The organism is Streptomyces sp. NPDC030183 (assembly GCF_055573455.1).
This window is the reverse complement of the sequence record NZ_JBVIBK010000024.1, coordinates 81,436-107,050: the sequence shown is the minus strand read 5'-3', so window position 1 is coordinate 107,050 and position 25,615 is coordinate 81,436. Positions and strand designations below refer to the sequence as shown.

General features: G+C 73.9%; 18 protein-coding genes and 5 pseudogenes. 18 read left to right on the top strand and 5 right to left on the bottom strand.

Annotated features, from left to right (window positions below):
* Window positions 1–196: 196 nt before the first annotated feature.
* Window positions 197–786, bottom strand: a pseudogene (locus tag ACZ4Z2_RS27450) (SMI1/KNR4 family protein).
* 134 nt (window positions 787–920) lie between these two features.
* Window positions 921–1,796, bottom strand: coding sequence for a (2Fe-2S)-binding protein (locus ACZ4Z2_RS27445; protein ID WP_468079490.1), 876 nt, complete (start codon window positions 1,794–1,796; stop codon window positions 921–923).
* A gap of 195 nt (window positions 1,797–1,991) precedes the next feature.
* On the opposite strand from ACZ4Z2_RS27445, the pseudogene ACZ4Z2_RS27440 reads away from it, so the two are divergent.
* The 5 genes and pseudogenes from ACZ4Z2_RS27440 (at window position 1,992) to ACZ4Z2_RS27420 (ending at window position 9,466) form a co-directional block, all read left to right on the top strand.
* Window positions 1,992–3,190 (top strand): annotated as a pseudogene (locus tag ACZ4Z2_RS27440) (ATP-grasp domain-containing protein).
* A 53-nt stretch (window positions 3,191–3,243) separates the two neighbouring features.
* Entirely contained in the window at window positions 3,244–5,064 is a 1,821-nt protein-coding gene (locus ACZ4Z2_RS27435) for an IucA/IucC family protein (RefSeq protein ID WP_468079558.1), read from the top strand.
* 148 nt (window positions 5,065–5,212) lie between these two features.
* The gene (locus ACZ4Z2_RS27430; RefSeq protein WP_468079488.1) at window positions 5,213–6,916 is read left to right on the top strand and encodes an IucA/IucC family protein; all 1,704 of its coding nucleotides are present in this window, start codon (window positions 5,213–5,215) and stop codon (window positions 6,914–6,916) included.
* The gene (locus tag ACZ4Z2_RS27425) at window positions 6,913–8,103 is read left to right on the top strand and encodes a type III PLP-dependent enzyme (protein ID WP_468079487.1); all 1,191 of its coding nucleotides are present in this window, start codon (window positions 6,913–6,915) and stop codon (window positions 8,101–8,103) included. The genes ACZ4Z2_RS27430 and ACZ4Z2_RS27425 overlap by 4 nt, the downstream gene beginning before the upstream one ends.
* 178 nt (window positions 8,104–8,281) lie before the next feature.
* Window positions 8,282–9,466 carry a 4-hydroxybenzoate 3-monooxygenase gene (locus ACZ4Z2_RS27420; protein ID WP_468079486.1) on the top strand — a complete coding sequence of 395 codons (1,185 nt, stop codon included), beginning with the start codon at window positions 8,282–8,284 and terminating at the stop codon, window positions 9,464–9,466.
* 125 nt (window positions 9,467–9,591) lie between these two features.
* Here the strand turns inward: ACZ4Z2_RS27420 and ACZ4Z2_RS27415 are convergent, their stop codons facing one another.
* Together ACZ4Z2_RS27415 and ACZ4Z2_RS27410 are read right to left on the bottom strand one after the other, a co-directional pair.
* Window positions 9,592–9,936, bottom strand: a complete 345-nt coding sequence (locus ACZ4Z2_RS27415; RefSeq protein WP_468079484.1) for a DUF8129 domain-containing protein — start codon at window positions 9,934–9,936, stop codon at window positions 9,592–9,594.
* Between the two features lie 127 nt (window positions 9,937–10,063).
* Window positions 10,064–10,426 (bottom strand): DUF6479 family protein, encoded by a 363-nt coding sequence (locus ACZ4Z2_RS27410; RefSeq protein WP_468079483.1) that lies wholly within the window; start codon window positions 10,424–10,426, stop codon window positions 10,064–10,066.
* A gap of 193 nt (window positions 10,427–10,619) precedes the next feature.
* Here ACZ4Z2_RS27410 and ACZ4Z2_RS27405 point away from each other — a divergent pair, with 193 nt between their 5' ends.
* From ACZ4Z2_RS27405 to ACZ4Z2_RS27355, 11 genes and pseudogenes are all read left to right on the top strand, one after another.
* A complete protein-coding gene (locus ACZ4Z2_RS27405) occupies window positions 10,620–10,997 on the top strand; it encodes a four-helix bundle copper-binding protein (protein ID WP_468079481.1) in 378 nt (125 codons plus the stop codon).
* 151 nt (window positions 10,998–11,148) lie between these two features.
* Window positions 11,149–12,327, top strand: a complete 1,179-nt coding sequence (locus tag ACZ4Z2_RS27400) for an acyl-CoA dehydrogenase family protein (RefSeq protein ID WP_468079479.1) — start codon at window positions 11,149–11,151, stop codon at window positions 12,325–12,327.
* Window positions 12,328–12,439: 112 nt separating this feature from the next.
* Window positions 12,440–13,321: an oxygenase MpaB family protein gene (locus ACZ4Z2_RS27395; RefSeq protein WP_468079478.1), complete on the top strand. Its 882-nt coding sequence runs from the start codon at window positions 12,440–12,442 to the stop codon at window positions 13,319–13,321.
* 69 nt (window positions 13,322–13,390) lie between these two features.
* Window positions 13,391–15,658, top strand: a complete 2,268-nt coding sequence (locus ACZ4Z2_RS27390) for a serine/threonine-protein kinase (RefSeq protein ID WP_468079476.1) — start codon at window positions 13,391–13,393, stop codon at window positions 15,656–15,658.
* A 74-nt stretch (window positions 15,659–15,732) separates the two neighbouring features.
* Window positions 15,733–17,343, top strand: coding sequence for a phytoene desaturase family protein (locus tag ACZ4Z2_RS27385; RefSeq protein ID WP_468079475.1), 1,611 nt, complete (start codon window positions 15,733–15,735; stop codon window positions 17,341–17,343).
* Between the two features lie 122 nt (window positions 17,344–17,465).
* The gene (locus ACZ4Z2_RS27380) at window positions 17,466–19,961 is read left to right on the top strand and encodes a SpoIIE family protein phosphatase (protein ID WP_468079473.1); all 2,496 of its coding nucleotides are present in this window, start codon (window positions 17,466–17,468) and stop codon (window positions 19,959–19,961) included.
* A gap of 80 nt (window positions 19,962–20,041) precedes the next feature.
* On the top strand, window positions 20,042–20,179 hold the full coding sequence (locus ACZ4Z2_RS27375; protein ID WP_468079471.1) for a hypothetical protein: 138 nt from the start codon (window positions 20,042–20,044) through the stop codon (window positions 20,177–20,179).
* A gap of 57 nt (window positions 20,180–20,236) precedes the next feature.
* Window positions 20,237–20,974, top strand: coding sequence for a flavodoxin family protein (locus ACZ4Z2_RS27370; protein ID WP_468079470.1), 738 nt, complete (start codon window positions 20,237–20,239; stop codon window positions 20,972–20,974).
* Window positions 20,975–21,129: 155 nt separating this feature from the next.
* A pseudogene (locus tag ACZ4Z2_RS27365) lies at window positions 21,130–21,324 on the top strand (hypothetical protein); the annotation flags it as partial.
* Window positions 21,309–21,863, top strand: a pseudogene (locus tag ACZ4Z2_RS27360) (DUF1295 domain-containing protein); the annotation flags it as partial. The pseudogenes ACZ4Z2_RS27365 and ACZ4Z2_RS27360, both read left to right, overlap by 16 nt.
* Window positions 21,860–22,555 carry an alpha/beta family hydrolase gene (locus ACZ4Z2_RS27355; protein ID WP_468079469.1) on the top strand — a complete coding sequence of 232 codons (696 nt, stop codon included), beginning with the start codon at window positions 21,860–21,862 and terminating at the stop codon, window positions 22,553–22,555. The pseudogene ACZ4Z2_RS27360 and the gene ACZ4Z2_RS27355, both read left to right, overlap by 4 nt.
* A 20-nt stretch (window positions 22,556–22,575) precedes the next feature.
* Here ACZ4Z2_RS27355 and ACZ4Z2_RS27350 read toward each other — a convergent pair.
* Window positions 22,576–22,879 (bottom strand): annotated as a pseudogene (locus ACZ4Z2_RS27350) (sigma factor); the annotation flags it as partial.
* A gap of 202 nt (window positions 22,880–23,081) precedes the next feature.
* Here ACZ4Z2_RS27350 and ACZ4Z2_RS27345 point away from each other — a divergent pair.
* On the top strand, window positions 23,082–24,725 hold the full coding sequence (locus tag ACZ4Z2_RS27345) for a serine/threonine-protein kinase (RefSeq protein WP_468079467.1): 1,644 nt from the start codon (window positions 23,082–23,084) through the stop codon (window positions 24,723–24,725).
* On the top strand, window positions 24,722–25,603 hold the full coding sequence (locus ACZ4Z2_RS27340) for a hypothetical protein (protein WP_468079466.1): 882 nt from the start codon (window positions 24,722–24,724) through the stop codon (window positions 25,601–25,603). The genes ACZ4Z2_RS27345 and ACZ4Z2_RS27340 overlap by 4 nt, the downstream gene beginning before the upstream one ends.
* The last annotated feature ends 12 nt before the right edge of the window (window positions 25,604–25,615 follow it).

Genomic DNA, 25,615 nt, shown 5'->3' with positions numbered 1-25,615 from the left:
ACAGCTCTCGCCGTCCCGGCCGGAGGCCCGGCGACCACCCCCCAAGCCCCGGCGAGAAGCCCGGCAGTCACCAGACGGCGGGAGACCTTACGGCGTGCGGCGAGAGAGTGCGCTTCCATGCCACCGTCATCGGCCGACCGGTACCCGCCCTTGAGCCCCTACCGGGAAAGCCTCCACCTCCCTGCGGCAACAGCCGTCAGGCATCCGCGAACCAGGGGCGGCCCTGGGCCCAGTGGGTCACCCAGCCCGTGAAGCCGGGCTTGCCGGGCATCAGGGCCTCAGGTGACGGGGGGCCGAAAGGGATCGCGCCCTCGGCCGCGATCTGCCAGATGTGACCGCGCTGCGGGCCGGTGACGATCAAGTGCCAGTACATTCCGCAGCCGTCGTGCCCAGCAGCAGCGAGCCGTGATCGAACACGGGGTCCAGCCGGGCCTCGAACTCCTGCTCCGACAGCGTCTCCTCGTCACCCTCGTCTTCCCACAGCCATGCCACCGTGAGCGGGAAGGGCTCTGCGAGACGGCGCTCAGGGCGATGCGAGCCCCAGTCCGCAGGGATGTGCGCGAGGGGCAGCAGGCCGTGGTGGGGCGGCCCGGCGGGCAGTCCGTCGCTGATCTCCGCCACGAACGTGCGGTACGGCTCCGGGAGGAGGATGCCGTGCTCCGCCTCGAAGGACCGCACCGCCTCCCAGCCGGCCGGCGGCGCCGCCTCGGGATGGGAGGCGACGATCTCGCGGAGGGTGACCAACTCGGCGGGGTCACAGGTTTCCGTGTCCATACCGATCACCATGCGAGACGCGAAGCTGCCGCTCCGCACGGAGAAGCCCATGGGCTGCTGACCGGCACCGGGTGAGGTGCGCCAGGGCGACGCACAGCGCGCGCCGGCAGTCGACTTCGGGTCGCCGCCACCGCCGTCCGCCCGCCTCAGCCCTCCAGTCGGCGCAGGCGTTCCGCGTCGCAGGTGCGGGGGCAGGTGGAGCATGCCTCGGCAGGGCGGATCGTGTAGTAGAGGCAGCAGCCCCTGCGGGTGCGGGTCGGGTGCTCGCGGCCGTCGGCCGTGCGCAGGACACGGAAGTCGGCGCCGCCAGGGAAGGGCGCACGGGCGCCCGGCAGCACCTCCGACGCGGCCCGGACCCCCGCGGCCTCGTCGCCCCGCGTGCGCCCGAGGTACCAGAGCCCGGAGACCAGGTCGTCGGAGACCAGGCCCCACAGCGCCCGTGAACCCCGGCGCGCGTACGGCCCGAACGCCTCCAGCACCGGCCCCATGTGCTCCGCCACGGCCGCCCGCAACTCGGCCCGCAGCGCCTCCTGATGGGCGACCGTCCGCGCACCGGCGAGCACCGCCGCGGGGTCGTCCGGCAGGCAGGCGAGACCGGTTCCGGGACGGATCTCGTACGCGCCCGACACGAGGTCCACCCGGATGTCACCGGGGGCGATGCGCGGCACCCGCCGCTCCAGGTACCAGACACCGCTCATCAGCAGGGCGACCGACCACACATAGTCATGCAGGGCCCGGGAGGCGGCGACGTGGCGGGGTGCCGTGTGGTCGTGGCGGTGCCGGATCCGCGCGGCCTCGGCCTCGACGAGGGCATCCAGAGCCTCCTGCCCCTCCCGGCCGTCCGTCAACACCACGGCGCTCTTGGTCATTCCGGGTGACGGTGCCGCCCCCGGATCCGGCTCCACGACCCGTACGGACAGCACCTCGCACATCGTGCCCAGACGGCGGTAGGCGGCGGCGAGGAGACCCGGGACATCCGTGGGGGCGGCGGCCCGGGGGAGCGTCAGGGAGGCCATGGTCATCGGCAACTCCAGAGCGTGAGGGAGTTTGGTGAGGAGAGGAGGTAAGCCTTACCTTAGCTGCAAGATCACGTGCTGATGGCCAAGTGGGGTGCGGATCGTGAGGCGGGGGCTGAACGGACCGTCTCCGCGGCCCCCTTCGTCGCCGGCCCGCCCCGTCCGACCCCTCATCCGCCAGCGGAAGCCGTGCACCGTCCCATGCGCCTGTACCTCCTCGCCCTGAACCCCACCGACTCCGTCACCGAGGGCTTCCTGCCCGCCGCCGCCCGGCTCGGTACGGACGTCACGATCCTCACCGACCGGCCGGACGCCCATCACGGCGTGTACCCGGAGCACCCCGGTGTCGAGGTCCTCGGCTGCGACGTACGCGACTTCCGCGCCGTCGTCACCCGGATCTCCACCCACCACCGGCCCGCCGCCGTCTTCACCAACAGCGATCACCTCCAGACCCAGGCCGCCCTCGCCACCGCGTATTTCGGGCTCCCCGGCAAGGACTGGCGGGCCACCCTGCGCTGCAAGGACAAGGCGGAGATGCGGCGCCGTCTGGCCGCCGCCGGAGCGGACACCGTGTGGTCCGCCGAGATCGCCGGACCGGCCGACCTGACCGGCCCGCCGGTCGCCGACGCGCCGTACCCCTGTGTCATCAAGCCCCGCGAGGGCGTCGCCAGCGAGGACGTATGCGCGTCGAGAACCCCGCCGACCTCGTCGCCCGCGGCAAGGAGATCCTCGCCCGCCGTCCCGGGGCGGCCCTGGTCGTCGAGGAGTACCTGCCGGGCGAGCTGTACACCCTGGAGACGCTGGGCGACGGCCGCGTCCGGCACGTCCTCGGCGGCTTCCACACCGAGGTCTCCGCGCCGCCGTACTTCGTCGAGGAGCGGATGACCTTCGTCGCGGCCCACCCGGAACCCGTCGTCGCGCAGGTCCTCGCCCAACTCGACGCGCTGGGCGTCGGCTTCGGCGCCTGCCACACCGAGTTCGTCGTCCACGAGGGCCGAGCCCGCGTCATCGAGGTCAACTACCGCGCCATCGGCGACCAGTGCGACCTGCTCCTCGCCGAACTCCTCGACGTCCCGCTCTTCGAGCACATCCTGCGCACCCATCTGGGCGAGCCCCTCCCCGCCGACCTGGATGCACGACGCGACCGCGCCGCCCGCCTGGAGTACCCGTGCGCCGACCGCGCCGGAACCCTCGTCGCCGCGCCCCCGCCGACCGAACTCCACGTCGACGGCGTCTGTCTGACGTACCGTCCGCTGCGCCGGACCGGCGAGCGGCACGAGCTGTACCGGACCAACCGCGACTACCTGGGTGTGCTCCGCGCGACCGGCACCGGTCAGGAGGCCGTCGACCGGGCGGCGGCCGACTTCCTCGCCGCACGGAGATGGGAGATCCAGCCGTGACCCCCACCAGTGCCGCCCCCACCAGTGCCGCCACCCCCACTGCCGTCGACATCCTGAGGACATCCACGTCCGCCGCCCCGGGGGCCTGCGCGCCCGCCGCCCAGGGAGGCCCCGACTCCAGCGCCCCCGCGGAGACACCCGGCTCCGCCGCCCCGGTGGACGCCGCCGAAGCCGCCCTCCTCATCCGCGTGCTCGGCGCCCTGCTCCGCGAGAACGTCGTCGGGCTGCGGGAGGACAGCACCCTCGTCGAGCGCCCGGACGGCCCCTGGCTGCGGCTGCCCGTCGGCGACGACGCCCTGCTGCTCCCCGTCACCGAGGACGGCTTCCAGTCCACGTACGCCGCCCGGCTCCCGCTCCTCGTCCGGGAGTCGGACGGTACCGCCCACACGACCTGCGCCAGTGCCGTCGCCCAACTGCGGGCCCTGGCCGACCCCGTCGACCGCGGCGGCTTCGACGCCTTCGCCGAGGAGTGCCGCCAGACCCTCGCCACCATGCGGCTGCACGACGACACCGCCGAGGAGGTCACCCGAGGGCTGGGCGAGCTGTACGGCACCGACCTCGCCGAATGGACGGGCCTGCGCGGCCAGTTGGCGTACGAGACCCTCGCCGCCCGGCTCGACCACCCCGTCTATCCGACCGCACGCGGTCGCGTCGGCCTCGACGAGCGGCAGCTCCGCGCCCACGCGCCCGAGTTCCACCCGGAGTTCCGGTTGCAGTGGCTCGCCCTGCCCCGAGAGTCGGTCACCGTCGCCGGCCCGCTCCCGGACGGGTGGCCCACCCCCTCGGCCCTCGGTCTCGCGGACCTCGACCTCACCCATGTCGCCCTGCCCGTCCACCCGTCGACCGTCGGCGCGCCCCTCGACACCGCGCTGCGCGAGACGGGACTCGCGGGCCGGGCCGTCCTCGCCGACTGGCCCTACCTCGATGTCGTCCCCACCCTGTCGATGCGCACGGTCGCCCCGACCGCGGCCCCCTCCCTGCACCTCAAACTGCCGCTGGCCACCGCCACCCTCGGCCTGCGCAACAAGCGTTCCGTGAAACCCGGCACCCTCGTCGACGGCGCCGCCGGCCAGCGGCTGGTGGAGGCGGTGATCGACCGCGAACCCCGCTTCCGGGACACGGTGCTGCACGCCGACGAGACCGTGTACGCGCACGCCGGGCACGAACTGCTCGCCGTCCTGTGCCGCCGCTACCCCGGAAACCTCGACGACGCCGCCGTCGTCCCGATGGCCGCCCTCCTCGCCGAGGCGCCCGGCGGGGGCCTGGTCGTCGACCACCTCGCCGACCGCCATCACGGCGGTGACGTGACCGCGCTGCTCGACGCGGTCCTCACCCTGCTGTTCGACTGGCAGACCACCCTCTTCGGGTACGGCATAGCGCTGGAGTCGCACCAGCAGAACATCTCCCTGGTGTTCGGCCCCGCCCCCGGCGAACTGCGGCTGCGGCTCAAGGACAACGACGGCCCCCGCGTCAACAGCACCCGGCTGGCCGCCACACTCGGCGGCGGCACCTGGGGCTTCGACGACCCACGGACCTTCGCCCCCGGCGACCGGGCGGTGGCCGACGTGTTCACCACCATCACCGTCCACCTCTGCGCGGGCGCCTACGCGTTCGGCCTCGCCCGGCACGGCCGCGCCCCGCTGCCCGTGCTGCTCGACCTCGTACGGGACCGGCTCACCGAGGCCGTCGACCGGCTCGGCGGCGACGCCGCCACCGCACTGCGGGAACGGGTGCTGGAAGCCCCCGAACTGCCGGTGAAGGCGATGGTGACCGCCGGGACCCTGCTCGACAAGGAGCGATCGGGCGCCGCCGACATCAACAAGCACTACACGACCGGCCCCAACTACCTCCTCCGGCGCGGCGGTCCGGCATGACGGCCGGGTCACCCCCGCCGGCGCGTCCCCAGGGCCGCCGTCCACCCGCGCCCCGGGCCCGCCCGCCGCACCCACGGACGGCACCGCCGCCCTCCCCGGCCTCGTGACCCTCCCGCCCCCACCCCCGCGTACCAGCTGGAGCCACCCCATGCCCCCGCTCACCGACTCGCTCGGTACCGCTCACCTGCCCACCGCCGACGACGCGACGGCCCACACCCTCCTCAACTGCCTGCTCCGCGAGGTCTCCGGCCCCGAACACCAGACCGCCGTCAGCGACGGCCACCTCCTGCTGAGACTGCCCCGACGCGGCCCGCTGCTCCGCGTCGCCCTGCGCCACACCTCCCTGATCGGCGCCCACCGCTTCACCGGCCCGGCGCACGAGCAGACCGCGACCGGCTGGACGCCACTCGACTGGCGCCGCCTCGCCGAGTACATCCACGACGAACTGTCCCTGCGCACCGGCGTCCGCAACGACGAGTTCCTCCACCAGGTCGCCTCCAGCCACCGCACCCTCGCCGCCACGCTTGCCGACCGCGACACCGACCCCCACGGCCGCCCCGACTACCTCACCTCCGAGCGGTCCCTGCTGTTCGGACACCGCTTCCACCCCACCCCCAAGGCCCGCACCGGCGACGCCGACGCCTGGCGGTCGTACGCCCCCGAGGCCCGCGCCGCCTTCCCGCTGCGCCACCTCGCCGTACGCCAGGACCTGATCGCCGAGGAGAGCGCCGAGGCCGGCGCCACCGCCGTCCTCGACCCGGAACGCGGCGACGTCCCCGAGGGCTACCGGCTGCTGCCCACCCACCCCTGGCAGTACGCGATGCTCCGCGAGCACCGTCTCCTGCGGGCCGCCCTCGGCCGCGGCGACATCCTCGACCTCGGACCGGGCGGCCCGACGTACGCGGCCACCGCCTCCGTCCGCACCCTCTTCGACGGCGACGCGTTCCTGAAGTTCAGCCTGAACGTCCGCATCACCAACTGCGTCCGCAAGAACGCCCCGTACGAGCTCTCCGGCGCCGTCGCCCTCACCCGCGCCCTCGCCCCGGCCCTCGCCGACCTGGAGGCCCGCTTCCCCGGCGGCGCGCTGCTCCGTGAACCCGCCTACCGCAGCCTCGCCCTGCCCGGCCCCGACGGCACCCCCGACCGCGCCCTCCTCGAAGGCTTCGGCGTGATCGTCCGCGAGGGCCTGTCCCGGCGGCTCCTGCCCGGCACGACCCCGCTGCTCGCGGCCGCCGTCGCCGACGAGTACCCGACCGGCCCGGCCCACATCTCCCGCCTGCTGCCCGGGCACGGACCGGAGGCGGCGCTCGACTGGTGGCGGGCCTACCTCCGCCTCCTCGTCCCGCCCGTGCTGTCCGCCTTCTTCGACCACGGAGTCGTGCTGGAACCCCACCTCCAGAACGTGCTGATCTGCGTCGACGCCGACGGCATGCCGGCCCAGGTCCTCTTCCGCGACCTGGAGGGCACCAAGCTCGTCCCCGACCACCACGCCGACACCCTCGCCGCCCTCCCTCCCGACGTCGCCGGCCCGATGACGTACGACGCCGGGCGCGGCTGGGACCGGGTCGTGTACTGCCTGCTGGTCAACCACGTCGCCGAGCTGCTCGCCGCCCTCGCCGACCTGCACCCCGGGACCGAGGCCGGCCTGTGGGCGGAGGTCCGCGCCGCCCTGCGCGCCCACGCCGACGACAATGGCCGCCCGCCCCTGCTCGCCGCCCTGCTGGCCGGGGTGCCGCTGCCCGCGAAGGCCAACCTGCTCACCCGCTGGGAACGCAGGGCGGACCGCGAGGCCGGCTATGTCCGTCTGCCCTCGCCCCTCGCCGAGGACATCCTCCGCTGGAGCCCCCGATGACCCACCCGACCCCCGCCGTACGCGACCGCGTCCTGTCCCTCGCCCCGGCCGAACTCCCCGCCTACGTCCACGACATCACGGCCCTGCGCGAGCACGCCGCCCTGGTGCGGTCCGCGCTGCCCGAGCGGGTCGAGCTGTACTACGCCGCGAAGGCCAACCCCGAGCCGCAGCTCCTCACCGCGCTCGGCCCGTACGTCGACGGCTACGAGGTCTCCTCCGGCGGCGAACTCGTCCACGTCGCCGGGGCCGTGCCCGGCAGGCCCCTCGCCTTCGGCGGGCCGGGCAAGACCCCGGACGAGATCAGGACCGCGCTGGAACTCGGCGTCGAGCGCTTCCACGCGGAGAGCGAGCACGACCTGCGGATGCTCGCCGAGCTGTCCCGGCGGATCGTGCCGGGACGCCGCGTGGCGGTGCTCCTCCGCTTCAACCTCGCCGTCGCGGACGGGGCGCTCGCCGGCGGCTCCCTCGCCATGGGCGGGCGCCCCACTCCGTTCGGCATCGACCCCACCCGGGCGGCGCACGTCCTGCGCACCCTCGCCGACCGCGCCTGCGCCCATCTCGAACTCCGGGGCGTCCACGCGCACCTGGCCAGCGGGCTCGACGCCGCCGCGCAGCTGTCCGTCGCCCGCTCGATCGTCGACTGGTCCACCGGTCTCGGCGTCCCCCTGGCCGAGGTGAACATCGGCGGCGGCATGGCCGTCGACTACGCCGCCCCCGAGAGCCGCTTCGACTGGTCGTCGTACGGCGAGGGACTCGCCCGCCTCCTCGACGACCACCCGGGGCTGACGCTCCGCATCGAACCGGGGCGGGCCCTGACCGCCTACTGCGGCTGGTACGCCACGGAGGTGCTGGACGTGAAGCACAGCCACGGCGAGGAGTTCGCCGTGCTGCGCGGTGGCACGCACCATCTGCGCACCCCGGCCACCAAGGGGCACGACCAGCCCTGTTCGGTGCTGGCCGTGGGGGAGTGGCCGCACCCGTGGCCGCGTCCCGCCGCCCAGGGGGACCATGTCACCCTCACCGGCCAGCTGTGCACCCCCAAGGACCTCCTCGCCCGGAACATCCATGCCCCCGGGCTCCGGGCGGGGGACAGGGTGGTGTTCTCCCTCGCGGGTGCCTACGCCTGGAACATCTCCCACCACGACTTCCTGATGCACCCGCACCCCGGGTTCCACTTCGTGGGCTGATCTCCGGCCGCCTCCGTCCCGCGCTTCCCCGTCCCGCGCTTCCCGTTGACAGGCGCGCGGGAGCGGGCGCAGACTCGTCCCCACACTTCAGTGAACTGAACTTCACCAGACGAACAACAGGCGAACACGGTCGGCCCGGAGGCGGGACGCGGCTCGTCCTCAACGACGAGGAGTACTCATGCACACCACCGTCGGCATCATCGGCGGCGGCCCGGCCGGGCTGCTGCTGGCCCGTCTGCTGCACAACGCGGGCATCGACAGTGTGGTTCTGGAACGCAAGGACCGCGCGTACGTCGAGCAGCGGCAGCGCGCCGGAATCCTGGAGCAGGCCACCGTCGACGCGCTGCGGGCCTGCGGCGCCGGGGCGCGCCTGGACGCCGAGGGGATGCCGCACGAGGGCATCGAGCTGCGCTTCGCCGGCCGCGCCCACCGCGTCGACTTCCCCGAGCTGACCGGCGGCCGCCGGGTGTGGGTCTACGCCCAGACCGAGGTCGTCAAGGACCTGATCGCCCTCCAGCTCGCCGACGGCGGCCCACTGCTGTTCGAGGCCGAGGTGCACACCGTGGAGGGCGTGGACGGCGACCGCCCGGTGATCCGGTACACCCATGACGGCCGCGAGCAGAGCCTGACCTGCGACTACGTGGTCGGCTGCGACGGATTCCACGGGGTGGCCCGGAACGCCGTCCCGGAGGGCGTCCGCACGACGTACGAGCGCACCTACCCGTACTCCTGGCTGGGTATCCTCGCCGACGCCCCGCCCGTCTACGACGAGCTGATCTACGCCCACTCCGAGCGCGGTTTCGCGCTGGCGAGCATGCGGTCGCCGACCGTGAGCCGGCTCTACCTCCAGGTCCCCAACGGCACCGACCCCGCCGACTGGTCCGACGAGCGGATCTGGGACGAGCTGGACGCCCGGTTCGCCCTCACCGCGAACCCCGGCTGGCGGCTCAAGCGCGGACCCGTCACCGCCAAGGCCGTGCTGCCCATGCGCAGCCATGTCACCGAGCCGATGCGGTACGGCCGCCTCCTCCTCGCCGGCGACGCCGCCCACATCGTGCCGCCCACCGGCGCCAAGGGCCTCAACCTCGCCGCCACCGACGTCATCGTGCTCGCCCGGGCCTTCGAACGGTTCCAGGAGACCGGCTCGACGGAACTGCTGGACGCATACTCCGACACCTGTCTGCGCCGGGTGTGGCGGGCCGAGCACTTCTCGTACTTCATGACCACCACCCTGCACGCCGACCCGGAGCAGTCCCCGTTCGAGACGCGGCTCCAGCTCTCCCAGCTGCACCGCGTCGCCACCTCCCGCCACGCGGCGGCCGAACTGGCCGAGAACTACACAGGTCTGGCGCTGGAGGACTGACCCGCGCGACGGGGCCGGGCGGCGGGGCCGGCGCGCGACCGAAGGGGCGCCCCGTGCGACACGGGACGCCCCTTCTCCGTACGGGCCTGGTTCGGCCCCGCGTACCCCTGCGTACGCTCTCGGCCCTATGTGCGGTCGCCCTTCGGCTTGCCCCGCTGGTCCGGGGTGCCGTGCGGCGGCGGGCTCATCGGCTGCGGCGAGGTCGCCGGCGACACGGGGGAGCCGGAACGGCGGCCGTGCTGCTCGGGTCGCAGCGCGCCGGGATCGCCCGACGTCGGTTCGGCGCCCGAGCGCAGCTGGTCCAGGCGCGCCGTCAGCAGCTGGGTCACCGGTAGGCGGTCGGCGTGGTCGCGCTCGTACGTCAGCAGCTCCTCCACCTCCTCGGCGGTGAGCGACCGGACGCGGCTCTCCAGACCGCCGATCGGCAGGTGGTCGTAGTCGGGCAGTGGCAGCGTCCTGTGGTCTGCCATGGCTCTCACTCCCTCGTGGCGGTACGCGTACGTGCGGCTTCGGTGACGCTCTGCGATCACGGGATCGCGTCACCCTCCGGGCAGCGGGCGGGCCCCTGCCGCAGCGGGGGCCCGCCGGGGCGCGCCGTCAGTGGGCGCCCAGCCCGCCGCTCCCGAAGGAACCGCTGCTGTTCTTGCTCCAGCGGGGCCGCTCCTTGTCGGGGCTGGGCCGCGTGCCCTGGTTCCCGTGCACCTCGTACGGCGTCAGCCGCCGGTCGCTCTTCGGGATCTCGTCCGGCTCGCGGTTCGCCCGCTCCTCGCGCACGGGGCCGCCCTCGGGCAGCTTGGGCTGCTCCTCGGGAAGGGGGCGGCGCGGCTCGCGCGCCCGGAGACGGGCGCCCAGCCACAGGGCCCCGATCAGCACCGACACGACGACCACACCGGCGATGAACGGCGCGGCGCCGCCCAGAACGCTGCGCTCTGCTGCGTAATTAGCCCATTCCGTCTTCATATCGGATGAATACCCCCAAAGGGTCGGGTGAACCTGGTCGGCTCACATGGGAGGGCGGTCGGGGCGACCGCTCCTCGCCCCCGTGCCGGGGTGTGCACGGGTGCCCGGTCCGGCGCCCGTGAAAACGGAACTCGCCGAACCGGGCTCGCCGCCGTCCGCGTTTGACGGACACCGCTCCGGCTACCCGCCTCGCGTGACCTCGACGACGACATCCCAACAGGAACTCATCCGTTTCCTCGAGGACCGCTTCGCGTGTGCCCAGGCGTGCACCGAATGTGCGCGCGCGTGTGCCCTGCGGGCGAGCCTCGCCGACCCCGACGGCCCGGAGGACCAGGAGCAGATGCGCCGCAAGGGCATCATGTGCGCGGAGGTGTGCGACGCCACCTGCCGGGCGCTCTCCGAGCAGACCAACCTCGACGAGGCGGCCGTCCGCGTCCAGGTGGAGTGGTGCCGGACCGTCAGCCTGGAGTGCGCCCGCGTCTTCGACGGGCACCCCGGCGCCGAGGAGAGCGCCCGGGCCTGTCATGACTGCGCCCGGGCCTGCACGGACTTCCTCGTCACCCTCGGCTGAGCCGCGCCGCCCCCTCCCGCGTCCCGGGACCCGGCTCCCGGACACGGCCGCGGGAATCGGCCTGACCGCCGCGCTCCCGCGTGTTCCCAAATACTGGAACACGTTCTAGCGTGTGCGCCGTCAGGTCGGCCCTGGGGAGCCTGGAGGCGCCGTGCACCTCGAATACACACCCGAGCAGCAGCGGTTGCGCACCGAACTGCGCGCCTACTTCGCCGAGTTGGTCCCGGCGGGCGCCTACACCCGGCACGCGGAGCCGGCGGCGCAGAAGCGCTTCTACCGGAAGACCATCCGCCGCCTCGGCGCGGACGGCTGGCTCGGCGTCGGCTGGCCCGAGGAGTACGGCGGACGCGGCCTGACCGCCATCGAGCAGTTCATCTTCTTCGACGAGGCCGCCCAGGCCGGCGTCCCGCTGCCGCTGATGGCCCTCAACACGGTCGGCCCGACGATCATGCGGTACGGCACGGAGGAGCAGAAGTCGTACTTCCTGCCGCGGATCCTGTCCGGCGAGATCGACTTCGCGATCGGCTACAGCGAGCCCGACGCCGGCACGGACCTCGCCTCACTGAGGACGCGCGCGGTGCGGGACGGCGACGAGTACGTAATCAACGGCCAGAAGATCTGGACGACCAACGGAGACACCGCGGACTGGGTGTGGCTGGCCACCCGGACCGACCCCGGGGCGCCGCCGCACAAGGGCATCACCATGCTCCTCGTCCCCACCACCGACCCCGGCTACTCCTGCACCCTGATCAACACCCTCGCCTCGCACGACACCACCGCCAGCTACTACGAGAACATCCGCGTCCCCGTCTCCCGTCGCGTCGGCGAGGAGAACCAGGGCTGGCGGCTGATCACCAACCAGCTCAACCACGAACGCGTCACCCTCGCCGCCCACGGCACCATGGCCATCCGCTCCCTGCACAACGTCCAGCGCTGGGCCATCGAGACCAAACTCGCCGACGGCCGCCGCGTCATCGACCTGCCCTGGGTACGCCGCCGCCTCGCCCAGACCCACACCAGGCTCGACGCGCTCAAGCTCCTCAACTGGCGCATGGTCAGCGCCGTCCAGGACGGCACCCTCACCCCGCAGGAGGCGTCCGCCGTCAAGGTCTACGGCTCCGAGGCACGCCGCGACGCCTACGCCTGGCTCATGGAGATCGTCGCCGCCGGGGGAGCCCTCAAGGAGGGGTCCGCCGGAGCCGTCCTGCACGGCGAACTCGAACGCGGCTACCGCTCGGCCGTCATCTTCACCTTCGGCGGCGGCAACAACGAGATCCAGCGCGAGATCATCGCCTGGATCGGCCTGGGCATGCCCCGGGTCCGGCGCTGAGCGGGGGCCTGCGACCCGTCGGGTCCGGCCCTGGTTCGACCACCCTTTCGAGGGAATGATGCCGAACGGTCGACCACATGCGCGAGCCGACAGCCACCAGAGGTGACCTCATATGACGGTGCTCCGACCCGACGGGGTGGACTCCCCGCACAGCGGTGATCCCGGGCTCTTCGGACCCGACTCGGTGACCTGGCAGACGCACGGCGACCCCATGATGTGGATCGCCGGGATCCGCGCCCTCTACCTCCAGGCCCTGCACCCCCGGGCCGTGCGCGGCGTCATGCAGAACTCCGACTTCCGCAAGGACGCCTGGGGCCGGCTGCTGCGCACGGCCGACTTCGTCGGCACCGTGTCGTACGGCACCACGGAAGCCGCCGAGAGGGCCGCCGCCCGCGTGCGCAGGATCCACAGCATGCTCACGGCCACCGACCCGGACACGGGGGAGCGGTACGGCGTCGACGAACCCGGCCTGCTGCTGTGGGTGCACTGCGCCGAGATCGACTCCTACCTGCACATCCTCCTCCGCTCCGGCTACCCCCTCGGCCCGGCGGCCGCCGACCGGTACGTGGCCGAACACCGCGTCAGCGCCCGCCTCGTGGGGCTCGACCCGGCCGACGTGCCCGGCAGCCGCGCCGAGTTGGCCGCCTACTTCGACCGGGTCCGCCCCGAACTGGCCGCCGGACCCGAGGCGCGCGACGTGGACGACTTCCTGCTCCGCCCGCCGGCCCACCCGTTGCTCGTACAGGCACGCGAAGCGCTCTGGCGGCGCGTGGCCGACCTGGCGTACGCCTCCCTGCCGCCGTACGCCCACGAGTTGTACGGCAGACCGGCACCCGCACCGGCGGTCGTCACCCGCCGCCTGCGGCGCACCGGCACTCTGCTGCGCCGCGTTCCCGCACGTCTGCGCTGGCAGCTCCCGCCCAAGCACATCCTGAGGGCCATGGAGCGGCTCGGTCCCGGCACCCGCCCGGCGCCGTACAAAGTCATGAGATAGGTCGCCATACTGGACATCGGACCTGCCGGGGGAGGGCGGGGCCGTACGGACGGGGGGCGACAGTTGACGATGACGGACACCAGGCTGATCCAGGGCCGGTACCGACTGCTCGATCTGATCGGGCGCGGCGGCATGGGCGAGGTCTGGCGCGCGAGAGACGAGTCACTGGGCCGCCAGGTCGCGGTCAAGTGCCTCAAACCGGTCACCACCCAGCCGGACGAGTCCGCCAACGGAGTGCTCCGTGAGCGGTTCCGGCGGGAGGCGCGCGTCGCCGCCGGCCTCCAGCACCGGGGGGTGACCGTCGTCCACGACTTCGGCGAGTCCGACGGCGTGCTCTTCCTCGTGATGGAACTGCTGGAGGGCCGCAACCTCAGCCAGCTCCTGGAGGACAACAAACACCATCCGCTGCCCGTCGCCGACGTCGTGGAGGTGGCCGACCAGGTGGCCTCCGCCCTCGCCTACACCCACCGGCAGGGCATCGTGCACCGCGATCTGAAGCCCGCCAACATCATGCGGCTCACCGACGGCACGGTGAAGATCTGCGACTTCGGCATCGCCCGCCTCGGCCGCGACGTCACCTTCACCTCCCGCCTCACCGGCACCGGCATCGCGATGGGCACCCCGCACTACATGTCGCCGGAACAGATCAGCGGCGACCAGGTCGACCGGCGCAGCGACCTGTACTCCTTCGGCTGCGTCCTCTACGAGATCGCCACCGGGGTACCGCCGTTCGACCTCGACGACGCCTGGGCGGTCCTCATGGGCCACCGCGACACCCCGCCCAGGCCGCCGCGCAGCCACCGCGAGGAGGTGCCCGCCTACCTGGAGCGGATCATCCTGGACCTGCTGGCCAAGCAGCCCGAGGCACGCCCGCGGGACGCCCGCGAGCTGGCCCGCCGTCTCGACCAGGGCCGGACGACGGTCCCGGCCCGGGCCGGAGCCCCCGGCCGCCTCTCCACGGCCGTCCCCGCCCCGGTGCCGCCGCGGCCACGGGCCCAGGAGCCCTCCGCGGCGCGCGAGCCCCGGCTGCCGTCCTGGACCCGTGACATGACCACCGGCCACAAGGCCACCGGCACCGGACCGCGCCTCACCCCGCCGGACGCCTCCGCCGGTCCCACCGGGGAGTCGGTCGCCCGCCCGGCCGCCGGTCGCGCGGGGAAACCCGCACCGGCCGAACGGCCCACCCCGTCACCGGAACTGATCAGCGCCCTGGCCGGGCGGCACAACGCGGGCCTCAGCCTCGGCCGCCTCGGCCGCTGGACGGAGGCCGGGGAGGTGCACCGGGCGGTCGCCGCCGAGCGGGAGCACGCCCTCGGCCCGGACCACCCCGACACCCTGGCCAGCCGCCACGAGGTCGGCCTCACCCTGAGCCGCACCGGCCGCCCCACCGACGCGCTGCGCGAGTTCGCCCATGTCGCCCACGCCCGAGAGCGGGTCCTCGGCGCCGACCATCCCGACACGCTCACCGCCCGGCAGGAAATGGCGTACGTCCTCGGCCAGTTGGGCCGTCACCTGGAGGCCCACCAGGCGTACGCGTCCGTTCTCGCCGCCCGGGAACGCCTCGCCGGGCCCGACCACCCGGACACCCTGCGCTGCCGCCACAACCTCGCCTTCAACCTCAGCAGGCTCGGCCGCCCGGAGGACTCGCACCGCATGGCCGGCGAGGTCGCCGCCGCCCGCGCCCGCGTCCTCGGCGCCGGTCATCCCGACACCCTCGTCACCCGCTTCGAGGTCGCCTACGCACTCGGCCAGCTGGGCCGCTGGCCCGAGGCCCTCCAGACGTACCAGGAGGTCGCCGAGGCCCGCGCCCTGGCCCTCGGACCCGACCACCCCGACACCCTCGCCGCCCGCTACGAGGTCGGCATCAGCCTCGGCCGCCTCGGCCGCAGCACGGAGGCCCTCACCCTGTACCGCGCCCTCGTCGACGACCGCGCCCGCGTCCACGGCCCCGCCCACCCCGAGACCCTGCGCGCCCGCCACGGCCTCGGCGTCAACCTCGGCCGGCTCGGCCGCTGGGAGGAGGCCCTCGCCGAGTCCCGCGACGTGTGCGCCCTGCGCGAGCAGGTCCTCGGCACCGACCACCCCGACACCCTGGTCAGCCGCCGCGAGGTCGCCGTCGGCCTCGGCTGGCTCGGCCGCTGGTCGGACGCCCTCACCGAGTACCGCGCCGTCGCCGACGCCCGCGAGCGCGTCCTCGGCGCCGACCATCCCGACGCCCTCGCCAGCCGCAACGACGAGGCCCACTGCCTGGAGCAGCTCGGGCGCGGCCCCGAAGCGGTGAGGCTGTACCGCCGGGTGGCGGCGTTACGCCGGCAACTGGCGTCCGGCGGTCCCTGACACCGCGAGCGGCGGCGTTGGTCCACCTGCCCCGGCCCCCTGGCCGCCCCGAACGACGCGTGTTACCAAGAGCCATGCCTGCCACCCCCGCCCCCCAAGCGCACCCCGGCCGCCCCGGACCCCGACCCCACGACTCCTACGACGCGGTGATCGTCGGAGGCGGCCACAACGGCCTGGTCGCCGCCGCCTACCTGGCCCGCGCCGGGCAGTCCGTGCTGGTCCTGGAACGGCTCGGGCACACGGGCGGCGCCGCCGTCTCCACCCGCCCCTTCGCCGGCGTCGACGCCCGACTGTCGCGCTACTCCTACCTGGTCAGCCTGTTGCCCAAGAAGATCGTCCGGGACCTCGACCTCGACTTCCGGGTCCGGGGCCGCACGATCTCCTCGTACACCCCCGCCGAACGCGACGGCCGCCCCACCGGACTGCTCGTCGGCGGCGGTGAGCGGCGCACCCGGGAAGCGTTCGCGCGACTCACCGGATCGGACCGCGCGTACGAGTCCTGGCGGCGTTTCTACGGCATGACGGGCCGCGTCGCCGAACGGGTGTTCCCGACCCTCATCGAGCCGCTGCCCACCAGGGACGAGCTGCGGGCCCGTATCGACGACGAGGACGCCTGGCGCACCCTCTTCGAGGAGCCCATCGGTGTCGCCGTGGAGTCGGCCTTCGACGACGACCTGGTGCGCGGCGTCGTCCTCACCGACGCCCTGATCGGCACCTTCGCCGACGCCCACGACCCCACCCTCAGCCAGAACCGCTGCTTCCTCTACCACGTGATCGGCGGCGGCACGGGCGCCTGGGACGTGCCCGTCGGCGGCATGGGCGCCCTCACGGACGCGCTGGCCGCCGCCGCCCGCGCCGCCGGAGCGGTGCTCGCCACCGGCCACGAGGTACGGAGGATCGCGACCGACGGCCGGTCCGCCGAGATCACCTACCGGACACCGGACGGGGAAGGCACCGTCGCCGCCCGGCACGTCCTGGTCAACGCCTCGCCCCAGGAGCTCGCGAGACTGACCGGCGACGCGCCGCCGGCACCCGCCGAGGGCGCGCAGCTCAAGGTGAACATGCTGCTCAAGCGGCTCCCCAGGCTCCGGGACGAGACCGTCGACCCGCGCGAGGCATTCTCCGGGACCTTCCACGTCGCCGAGGGCTACGACCAGCTCGCGACCGCCTACGCGCAGGCCGCCGAGGGCAGGCTCCCCGAGACGCCGCCGTCCGAGATCTACTGCCACTCCCTCACGGACCCCACCATCCTCGGCCCCGACCTGGTCGAGCAGGGCTACCAGACGCTCACCCTGTTCGGGCTGCACACACCGGCGAGGCTGTTCGAGGCCGACAACGACGCCGTGCGCGAGGAACTGCTGAAGTCGACCCTCGCCCAGCTCGACGCCCATCTCGCCGAACCCCTCGCCGACTGCCTGGCGACCGACGCCGAGGGCCGCCCCTGCATCGAGGCCAGGACCCCCCTCGACCTGGAGCGCGACCTCGGCCTCCCCGGCGGGAACATCTTCCACCGCGCCCTCGCCTGGCCCCACACCCAGGAGGGCACCGGACGCTGGGGCGTGGAGACCCGCCACCCCAACGTCCTCCTGTGCGGCGCGGGCGCCGTACGCGGCGGCGGGGTCAGCGGAGTGCCGGGCCACAACGCGGCGATGGCGGTGCTGGAGGCCCCCGGCCGCCCGTCCTGATCCGCGGGCGGCCTCCGCTCTCGATGCGCGTTGCGACCCGACGGGCGACGCTGTAGGTACCTCTCCTTCCGCACCCGAGCCGCGCGTGCGGAAACGGCTTCGTCCACAGGGTTGAGAACACGGTGACGGGAGACCAGCGGGCGTCCGAGCCGCCCGGCACAGGTGGAGCGAGACGGGCCGACGGCCTGCCGTTCCACCTCCCGGTCCTGGCCGCCGCCCGCGCGGCGGCCAGGACCACCGCCCTGGTGGCCGCCCTGCTCGGAGCGCTGGGCCTCGCCGGATGGATCCTCGACGTCGACGCGCTGAAGAGCCCCCTGCCCGGGGTCGACGTCTCCATGAAGCCGAACACCGCCGTGGCGGTGCTCACCCTCGGCCTCTCCCTGTTCCTGGTCGCCGGCCGGCCCACCGGTCCCCGCACGCTCGCCGTGGCGCGCGCCGCCGCGGTACCGGCCCTCCTCATCGGCGCGCTCACCGGCCTGGAGTACCTGACCGGGGCGGGACTCGGCATCGACGAACTGCTCTTCGAGGACGACACCGCCAAGGTCGCCACCGGCGTGCCCGGGCGGATGTCACCGAACACGGCAGCGGCCCTGGCGCTCGGCGGCACCGCCTCGCTGTCCGCGAGCGCGCCCCGGGCACCCGCCTGGACCAGCCAGATCCCCGGCCTGGCCGTCCTGGCCCTCGGCACGCTGCGGCTGTACGGGGCCGCCTACGCGGTGCCCGAGCTGGAGCGGTTCGGCGCCTACACGGGCATGGCCCTGCACACCGCGCTCGCCCTGGTGCTGCTGGGCACCGCCGCGTTCCTCGCCCGGCCGGACGAGGGCCCGGCGGCCCTGCTGATGAACGCGGGCACCACCGGTGCGCTCGGGCGGCGGCTGTTCGCCACCGTGCTCGTCGTACCGCCGTTCCTGGGCTGGGCCGTCCTCGCGGGCGAGGACTCCGGCCTGTTCGGCCCCCGGCTGGGCACCGCGCTGCTCGTCGCCGGCCACGCGGCCGTCTTCACGGCGGTCGTCCTCGCCGCCTCGGCCGTGGGCCGCCGCATCGAGGAGGCCCACGCCCGCGCCGAGCGGCAGGTACGGCAGAACGAACTGCTCCAGGCGTTCATGGACCACACGCCCGCGGTGGTGTTCATCAAGGACCTCCAGGGCCGCTTCCTGGCCGTCAACACGACGTTCGAGGCGAACACCGGCCTGTCGCGCGAACAGGTCCTGGGCCTGCGGGACGAGGACGTCCTGCCGCCCGGCCTCGCCCGTCAGGCGCGCGCCGCCGACCTCGCCATGCTCGACCGGGGCACCCCCGTGCAGCGCGAGGAGCTGATCACCCTCCCGGAGGGCGACCGGGACGTCCTCACCTCCCTGTTCCCGCTCAACGACGCCGACGGCACGCCCTACGCCGTGTGCGGTGTGATCACCGACATCACCGAACGCGTCGCGGCCCAGCGCGAGGTCCAGCGGGCCCACCGGCGCTTCCTCGCCCTGCTGGAATCCGCGCCCGACGCCACCCTCATCACCGACGGCGACGGCACCATCGTCATGGCCAACGCCCAGGTGGAACGCCTGTTCGGTCTCGCGCCCGGTGACCTCATCGGCCACGAGGTCGTCCGGCTGGTCCCCCCTTCCCGGCGCCGGCGGCACAGCGCGCTGCTCGCCGCCTACCTCCGCCTGCGCGACCCCCGGCCGACAGTGGTGGACAGGGACCTGTACGGGCGGCGCCCGGACGGCTCCGAGTTCCCCGTCGAGGTGAGCGTCAGCAGACTCCAGGCCGATCAGGAGGCCCTGGTGGTCCTGACGGTGCGGGACATCACCGGACGCCGCAGGGCGGAGGCCGCCCGCGCCGAGCGCTACGAGCAGCACCGGCACATCGCCTACACCCTCCAGCACAGCCTCATGGGGGACCCGCCCCGCCTCCCGCACCTGCCCAGCGCGCACCGGTACCTGGCCTCCGTCCAGGACCCCGGCGTCGGCGGCGACTGGTTCGACGTCATCCCCCTCGGTGAACGCCGCACCGGCGTCATCGTCGGCGACGTGATGGGCCGCGGCCTGGAGGCGGCCGCCGTCATGGGGCAGCTGCGCGCCGCCTCCCACGCGCTGGCCCGTACCGGCGCCACGCCCAGTCGGCTCATGGCCGCGCTGGACGCCTTCGTCAGCGATCTCGCGGACCAGCTCGTCACCTGCGTCTACCTGGTCATGGACCAGGACGCGGACGAGGTCACCCTCTGCTCGGCCGGTCATCTGCCGGTCATCGCCCTGCCTCCGGACGGCTCCGCCCGCCGGCTGCGCTCACCGGTCGGTGTGCCGCTCGGCGTCAACGACCTGGGTGTCGGGGTGCCCTTCGAGGAGGCGACCCAGCCGCTGCCGCCGGGCAGCACCCTCGTGCTCTACACCGACGGGCTCGTCGAGCGGCCGGGCACCGACATCGAGGTCCAGATCGACGTCCTCACCCACACCCTCGATCTCGCGCTGAAGGGCGCTCCCGCCGACCCGGACCCGCTGGAACGGGCGGCGGACCGGCTGATCACGACCCTCCTCCCGGATCCGGCCGCCCACGACGACGACGTGACGCTGCTGATGATCCGCGTGCCCGGCCGGGAAGGGGACGGCGGCGGCGCCCGCGCCTGACGCGCCACCGATGGGGCCCCGTACGACTGTTCGGCGGAACGGGTCCCGGCGAACTACGAGCGGGCCTGACCGAGGAGGAGATGGGGCTGCTGGGGTTCCTGCAGTCGTTCAACTCCGAGATGTCGGCGTACGCCGAACTGCAGTCCACCAAGCCGCAGAACCTGGCCCACGCGCTCGCCGACACTTCGCCCATGACTTCAGCCCGGTCCTCGAGGTGAGGTGCGGGCGGTGCGTCGAAGTGGGACAAAACGCACGGCGCGCGAGACGCTGACCCCATGACAGCTCCTCCCGCGCCCGCCGCCGACGCGCCGTACCGCTTCGACGACCTGACCGCCCTGTTCATCAACTGCACACTCAAGCCGTCCCCGCAGCTCAGCCACACCCAGGGCCTCATCGACATGAGCGCGGCCATCATGATGTCGCGCGGCGTCACCACCTCCGAGATCCGCGCCGTCGACCACGACATCGCGCCCGGCGTCTACCCGGACATGACCGAGCACGGCTTCGCCACGGACGAGTGGCCCACCGTGTACGAGCGGGTGATGGCCGCCGACATCCTGGTCGTCGCCGGGCCGATCTGGCTCGGCGACAACAGCTCGGTGACCAAGAAGGTGATCGAGCGTCTGTACGCCTGCTCCGCCGAACTCAACGAGCGGGGGCAGTACGCGTACTACGGCCGCGTCGGCGGCTGCCTCATCACGGGCAACGAGGACGGTGTGAAGCACTGCGCGATGAACGTCCTCTACAGCCTCCAGCACCTGGGTTACACGATCCCGCCCCAGGCGGACGCCGGCTGGATCGGTGCGGCCGGCCCCGGACCGTCGTACCTCGACCCCGGATCGGGCGGACCGGAGAACGACTTCACCAACCGCAACACCTCGTTCATGACCTGGAACCTCATGCACATGGCCGCCCTGCTGAAGCGCGCCGGAGGCATGCCGGCCCACGGCAACCAGCGCACGGAGTGGGACGCCGGCTGCCGCCCCGGAGCGGAGAACCCCGAGCACCGCTGACCCGCTCGTCGCAGGTCAAGCCGCCCCCCCCGGCCGGCCACGCGGCCCGTCCTCGCCTCCCTCGCGCCTTCTGATCCACCGCCCGTCCGATCCACCGCCCGACCTGCTCCGGATCACGCGAGAACCCGGAGCACGGAGGGCGGGAGGAGGTGGCGATGGATCCGCCGGCGAGAGGGAGGGCTCCGCACGGCGCGCAGCACACGGCACCGCGCGGACGGCGCACGGCCGTGGCGGGCGCCGGGGTGGCGGGGCTGACGGCCGCGTACATCCTGGGCCGGACCATGTCGGTCCGCTGCGAGGGGTGCGGGCTGGAGTACGCCGGCGCCCGCCCGGGCGGCGGCTGCTGGTCACCGGGCTGACGGCGATCTGGGAGCTGCGCCTCGCGGCACACATCCCCCGCCGCGGCCGACGCAACGGCGGGGACCCCCGCTGCGAGGCCATGCTGTCCAAGGCCCCGGCAACCGGAACGCGTAGGCCCCGCGCATGGTCCACCTGCTCCAGGGCGCCCTCGTGTGGCTCGTGTCCCCGCCCGTGCAGGCCGCCCAGTACGTCCCCGACCCGCCAACTGGCCCGGTTCAAGGCGGACCCGGCCAGCCGCGGCAGGATCATGGACCGGGGCCTGTGGGCATGGAACCGGCACCCCGACTGCTTCGGGGACTTCTGTGTCTGGCGGGGGCCGTTCCTCGCGACCTGGGCCTCCCCGACGGCGACCGCCGCCTCCGTGGTATCACCGGTGGTGATGAGCCCGCTGCTCACCCGGGGCAGCGGCAAACGGCTGCTGGAGAAGCACATGGCCGACCGGCCCGGCTGCACCGAGTACCAGGCCCGCACCAGCGGCTTCTGCCCCAGGCCGCCCAGGCGGGCGCGCGGCCGGGCGGGGGCGCGGTGACTCTCGGACCGCGATCGCGGGAGGCGCTCCTCCTGCGCGCCTCGCCGCCTCGGCCGCGGGCGGCCGTCCTGGTGCTGCACGGCGGGCAGGCGGTGAGCCACCGCCCCACCCGCCCCTGGCAGCTCGCCGCCCTGCGCATGGATCCCTTCGTCCGGGCGGTGTCCGCCGCGCTGCCCGACCGGGACGTCCTGGTCGCCCAGGTCCGCTACCGCCTGCGCGGCTGGAACGACACGCGCGCCGACCCCGTGCGCGACACCGAACTCGCCCTGGACGACCTCGGCGCACGCGTCGGCCCCGTCCCCACGGTCCTGCTCGGCCACTCCATGGGCGCCCGCGCCGCCCTGCGCGCCGCCGGTCACCCGCAGGTGTCCGCGGTGGTCGCCCTGGCGCCGTGGTGGCCGGCGGACGAGCCGGTGGACCACCTGGTGGGCCGGCGGGTTGTCGCCCTGCACGGCGACCGCGACCGCGTCACCTCACCCGCCGACTCGGCGCACTGCGTGCGCCGGGCCCAGCACACGGCGGCACGGGCCGGCCTGGCCGTCGTCCACGGCGGCGACCACGCGATGCTCCGCCGCCGCCACTTCTGGCACCGCACCGCCACCACCCTCGTCGCCCATCTCCTCGACCCCGCCGACGCGCCCGACCCCCTCCCCGAAGAGTGCTACGGCACGGGCGGCTTCCCGGTGCTGTGAGCGCGCGTCAGACGGGGAAGGGCACCTGGGCGAGCGGGGCGGAGGTGGGATGGTCGCAGCCGCCCCGCCAGGGTGAGGACCCAGTTGAGGGCCGTCCCCCGGTCGTGGCGGTAGCGGGGCGCGGTCCGCCACACCTCCACCCGGACTTCCTGCGCCACCTCCTCCGACTGCGCCCGGCCCCGCAGCGCCGCGAACACCACGCCCAGGACGGGGCTCGCCACGCAGTCGTAGAGCCGGGCGAACGCCTCTCGTCCCCAGGCCCACCAGCTCCTGGAGGTCGGCCTCCGCCGAGGGAGGCCTGCCGATACGTACCGCTTCCTTCACCGAGGCCCTCCACCCTCGCGCCGTGTCCGGATGCCGTCCGTTCCTGTCGAGGCGCCGGTTCGGTTGCACGCGCGGCAGAAGTCCACGTGGTGGATGACGGGTGTCGTACCGCAACCGAAGTGGCCGAAACTGTGTCTCAGGACGCGTGGTCCTACTCCGGGGCGTGGGGGTTCCGGCGGCACGGCGGCCTTGGGGGGCTGGAATGAACACATGGGCGGTGCCCGGATACACCGAGTCGCTGGAGCTCGGGTCCGGGGCGAGCGGGCGGGTCGTCCTCGCCGTGCACGAGGAGACCGGGGTTCCGGTCGCGATGAAGTACCTCAGCGAGTCCCTGCGCGACCGGCCGGGCTTCGTACGCGACTTCCGGGCCGAGGCCCGGCTCCTCGCCGGCCTGGAGAGCCCGTACGTCGCCGAGCTGTACGAGTACGTCGAGAGCACCGACGGCGCCGCCATCGTGATGGAGCTGGTGGACGGCGTCTCGCTGCGGGCCCTGCTCTCCAGGGAGGGGCCCCTCGAACCGGAGGCCGCCCTGGTGATCCTCAAGGGCTCGCTGCTCGGTCTGGCCGACGCGCACCGCGTCGGTGTCGTCCACCGCGACTACAAGCCCGAGAACGTCATGGTCGTACCGGAGGGGGCGTCCAAGCTCGTCGACTTCGGGATCGCGGCCGACGCCGGCACCAGCGCCGGTGCGGCCGGCACCCCCTCCTACATGGCCCCGGAGCAGTGGACCGGCGCGCCCGCCTCACCCGCCGCCGACGTCTACGCGGCCACGGCCACCTTCTTCGAGTGCCTGACGGGCCACAAGCCCTACGCGGGCGACAACCTCGCCGCCCTCGCGCTCCAGCACGTCGACGCGCCCGTCCCCGCCGAGGAGGTCCCCGAGCCGGTGCGGGACCTCGTACGGCGGGGTCTCGCCAAGGATCCTCGGGAACGCCCCGCGCATGCCGAGGAGTTCGTCGCCGAACTGGAGTCCGCCGCCGGTGCCGCGTACGGACCCGACTGGGAGGAACGCGGCCGGGGCCGGCTCGCCGCGCTGGTCGCGCTCCTGGCCCTGCTGCTGCCCTCGGCCCGCAGCACCCCGGAGTCCACCACCGACACCGCCCGCACCGTGCTGAGTCAGGGACCGCGCCGCGACTGGGTCCGCTCGTGGCGCCCCGGCCGCTCGGGCCTGGCCGTGTCCGGTGCCGCGCTGCTCCTGGGCGCCTTCCTCACCTACGGCGTGCAGCGCGCACCGGTGACCCCGCAGGAGGCGGGGCAGGCCCTGGCCACCACCAGCGTCGGGTCCGGCACCGAGTCGTCGGGGCCCGCCGATCCGACCGGGACGCCCTCGTCCTCGTCCTCGGTCTCGACCACCCCGAGCGAGTCCACCGGCCCGTCGGACTCGGCCTCGGCATCGGAGAGCACCGGCACGGGGGATCCGTCCCCGTCCGACACCACCACCGCTCCGACGACGGAGACGACGCCGCCGACGGAGACGACGACCGAGGCGACCCCGACGAGCGCGTCCCCCAGCGCCCCGAGCGCGCCCGCCGTCAAGGACATCACGGTGACGGGCTTCCGGCAGACGGGTCTGACGACCGCCACGGCGACGATCCAGATCACCACGGACGGCACCGGGCCGCTCTCCCTCACCGTCTCGTGGCTGTCGGGCGAGATCCGGCAGTTCGCCCCGGACGGCGCCGCCCAGACGTTCCAGCGCAGCGGAGCCAGCACGTACACCCTCACCGTCGTCCACACCTTCCAGGGCAAGGGCTGCTACTGGGCGGTGCGGGCCACGACCACTCCGGCCTCCGCCGACGGCGGCGCCTCGCAGCAACTCCTGACCAGGCAGTGTGAGATCAGATGACCGCACCGTATGACCGCGACCGCGCCCCCGCGTCCGCCGAGGGCCGGGACGGCGAACCCACCCAGGTGCTCGACACCGCCGGACGGCCCGCCCCGCACGACACGTCCGGCTACGACGACCCCGGCTACAGCGCCACCGTCCTGGGCAGCCAGTGGATCCAGCGGCCCGACCCGGACACGACGCTGATCGAGCCCGACACCACCGTGCGGGAACAGCTCTCCGGCGCCCCCGCCGGGCCGGAGGGCACGCCGGCCGCGCCGGACACCACCTTCGTCAAGCCGGACACGACCCTCGTCAGGCCGGACTCCACCCTGGTCGGCCCGTCCGCCACGGAGGACCCGCTTCCGCAGCCCGACCGCACCGACGGCACCGTTCTGCGTTTCGGCCCCGGAGTGACGGCCACCGTCGCGCAGCGCACACATCGGACGCTGCCCACGCTGCCGCCGCTCCCCGCGCCACCACGCCGACGGCGCCCGCGCCGGCACGCGCTGCCCGCGCTGGTGCTGCTCTGCGTCCTCGCCTTCCTCGCCTGGCAGCGTCTCGGCCCCTCCGTCGAGGTGCGCACGGTGGCGGTCGAGGCCCGGCCGGCGGTGCTGGGCTGCGACGCCACGGCCGACATAGTCGGCCTGGTCACCACAGACGGCCGCCCCGGCACCCTCACCTACCGCTGGACCCGCAGCGACGGCACCGACTCGGGCGTCCTGCGCGAGGTGCTGGTCCGCGGCCAGACCCGGGCCCGGCTCCACCTCCTGTGGACCTTCGAGGGCAAGGGCCGCCAGACGGCCCGGGTCGACCTCCACATCCTCACCCCCACCGACCACAAGGCCACGAAGAGCTTCACCTACTCCTGCCGAGGGGCACGGGCGCACAAAAACTGACGGGGCATCAGA

Coding starts and splice junctions, on each gene's coding strand:
- ACZ4Z2_RS27445 (WP_468079490.1), bottom strand. CDS start 1,796: ATGACCATGGCCTCCCTGACGCTCCCCCGGGCCGCCGCCCCCACGGAT.
- ACZ4Z2_RS27430 (WP_468079488.1), top strand. CDS start 5,213: ATGCCCCCGCTCACCGACTCGCTCGGTACCGCTCACCTGCCCACCGCC.
- ACZ4Z2_RS27425 (WP_468079487.1), top strand. CDS start 6,913: ATGACCCACCCGACCCCCGCCGTACGCGACCGCGTCCTGTCCCTCGCC.
- ACZ4Z2_RS27420 (WP_468079486.1), top strand. CDS start 8,282: ATGCACACCACCGTCGGCATCATCGGCGGCGGCCCGGCCGGGCTGCTG.
- ACZ4Z2_RS27415 (WP_468079484.1), bottom strand. CDS start 9,936: ATGGCAGACCACAGGACGCTGCCACTGCCCGACTACGACCACCTGCCG.
- ACZ4Z2_RS27410 (WP_468079483.1), bottom strand. CDS start 10,426: ATGAAGACGGAATGGGCTAATTACGCAGCAGAGCGCAGCGTTCTGGGC.
- ACZ4Z2_RS27395 (WP_468079478.1), top strand. CDS start 12,440: ATGACGGTGCTCCGACCCGACGGGGTGGACTCCCCGCACAGCGGTGAT.
- ACZ4Z2_RS27390 (WP_468079476.1), top strand. CDS start 13,391: ATGACGGACACCAGGCTGATCCAGGGCCGGTACCGACTGCTCGATCTG.
- ACZ4Z2_RS27385 (WP_468079475.1), top strand. CDS start 15,733: ATGCCTGCCACCCCCGCCCCCCAAGCGCACCCCGGCCGCCCCGGACCC.
- ACZ4Z2_RS27375 (WP_468079471.1), top strand. CDS start 20,042: ATGGGGCTGCTGGGGTTCCTGCAGTCGTTCAACTCCGAGATGTCGGCG.
- ACZ4Z2_RS27370 (WP_468079470.1), top strand. CDS start 20,237: ATGACAGCTCCTCCCGCGCCCGCCGCCGACGCGCCGTACCGCTTCGAC.
- ACZ4Z2_RS27345 (WP_468079467.1), top strand. CDS start 23,082: ATGAACACATGGGCGGTGCCCGGATACACCGAGTCGCTGGAGCTCGGG.
- ACZ4Z2_RS27340 (WP_468079466.1), top strand. CDS start 24,722: ATGACCGCACCGTATGACCGCGACCGCGCCCCCGCGTCCGCCGAGGGC.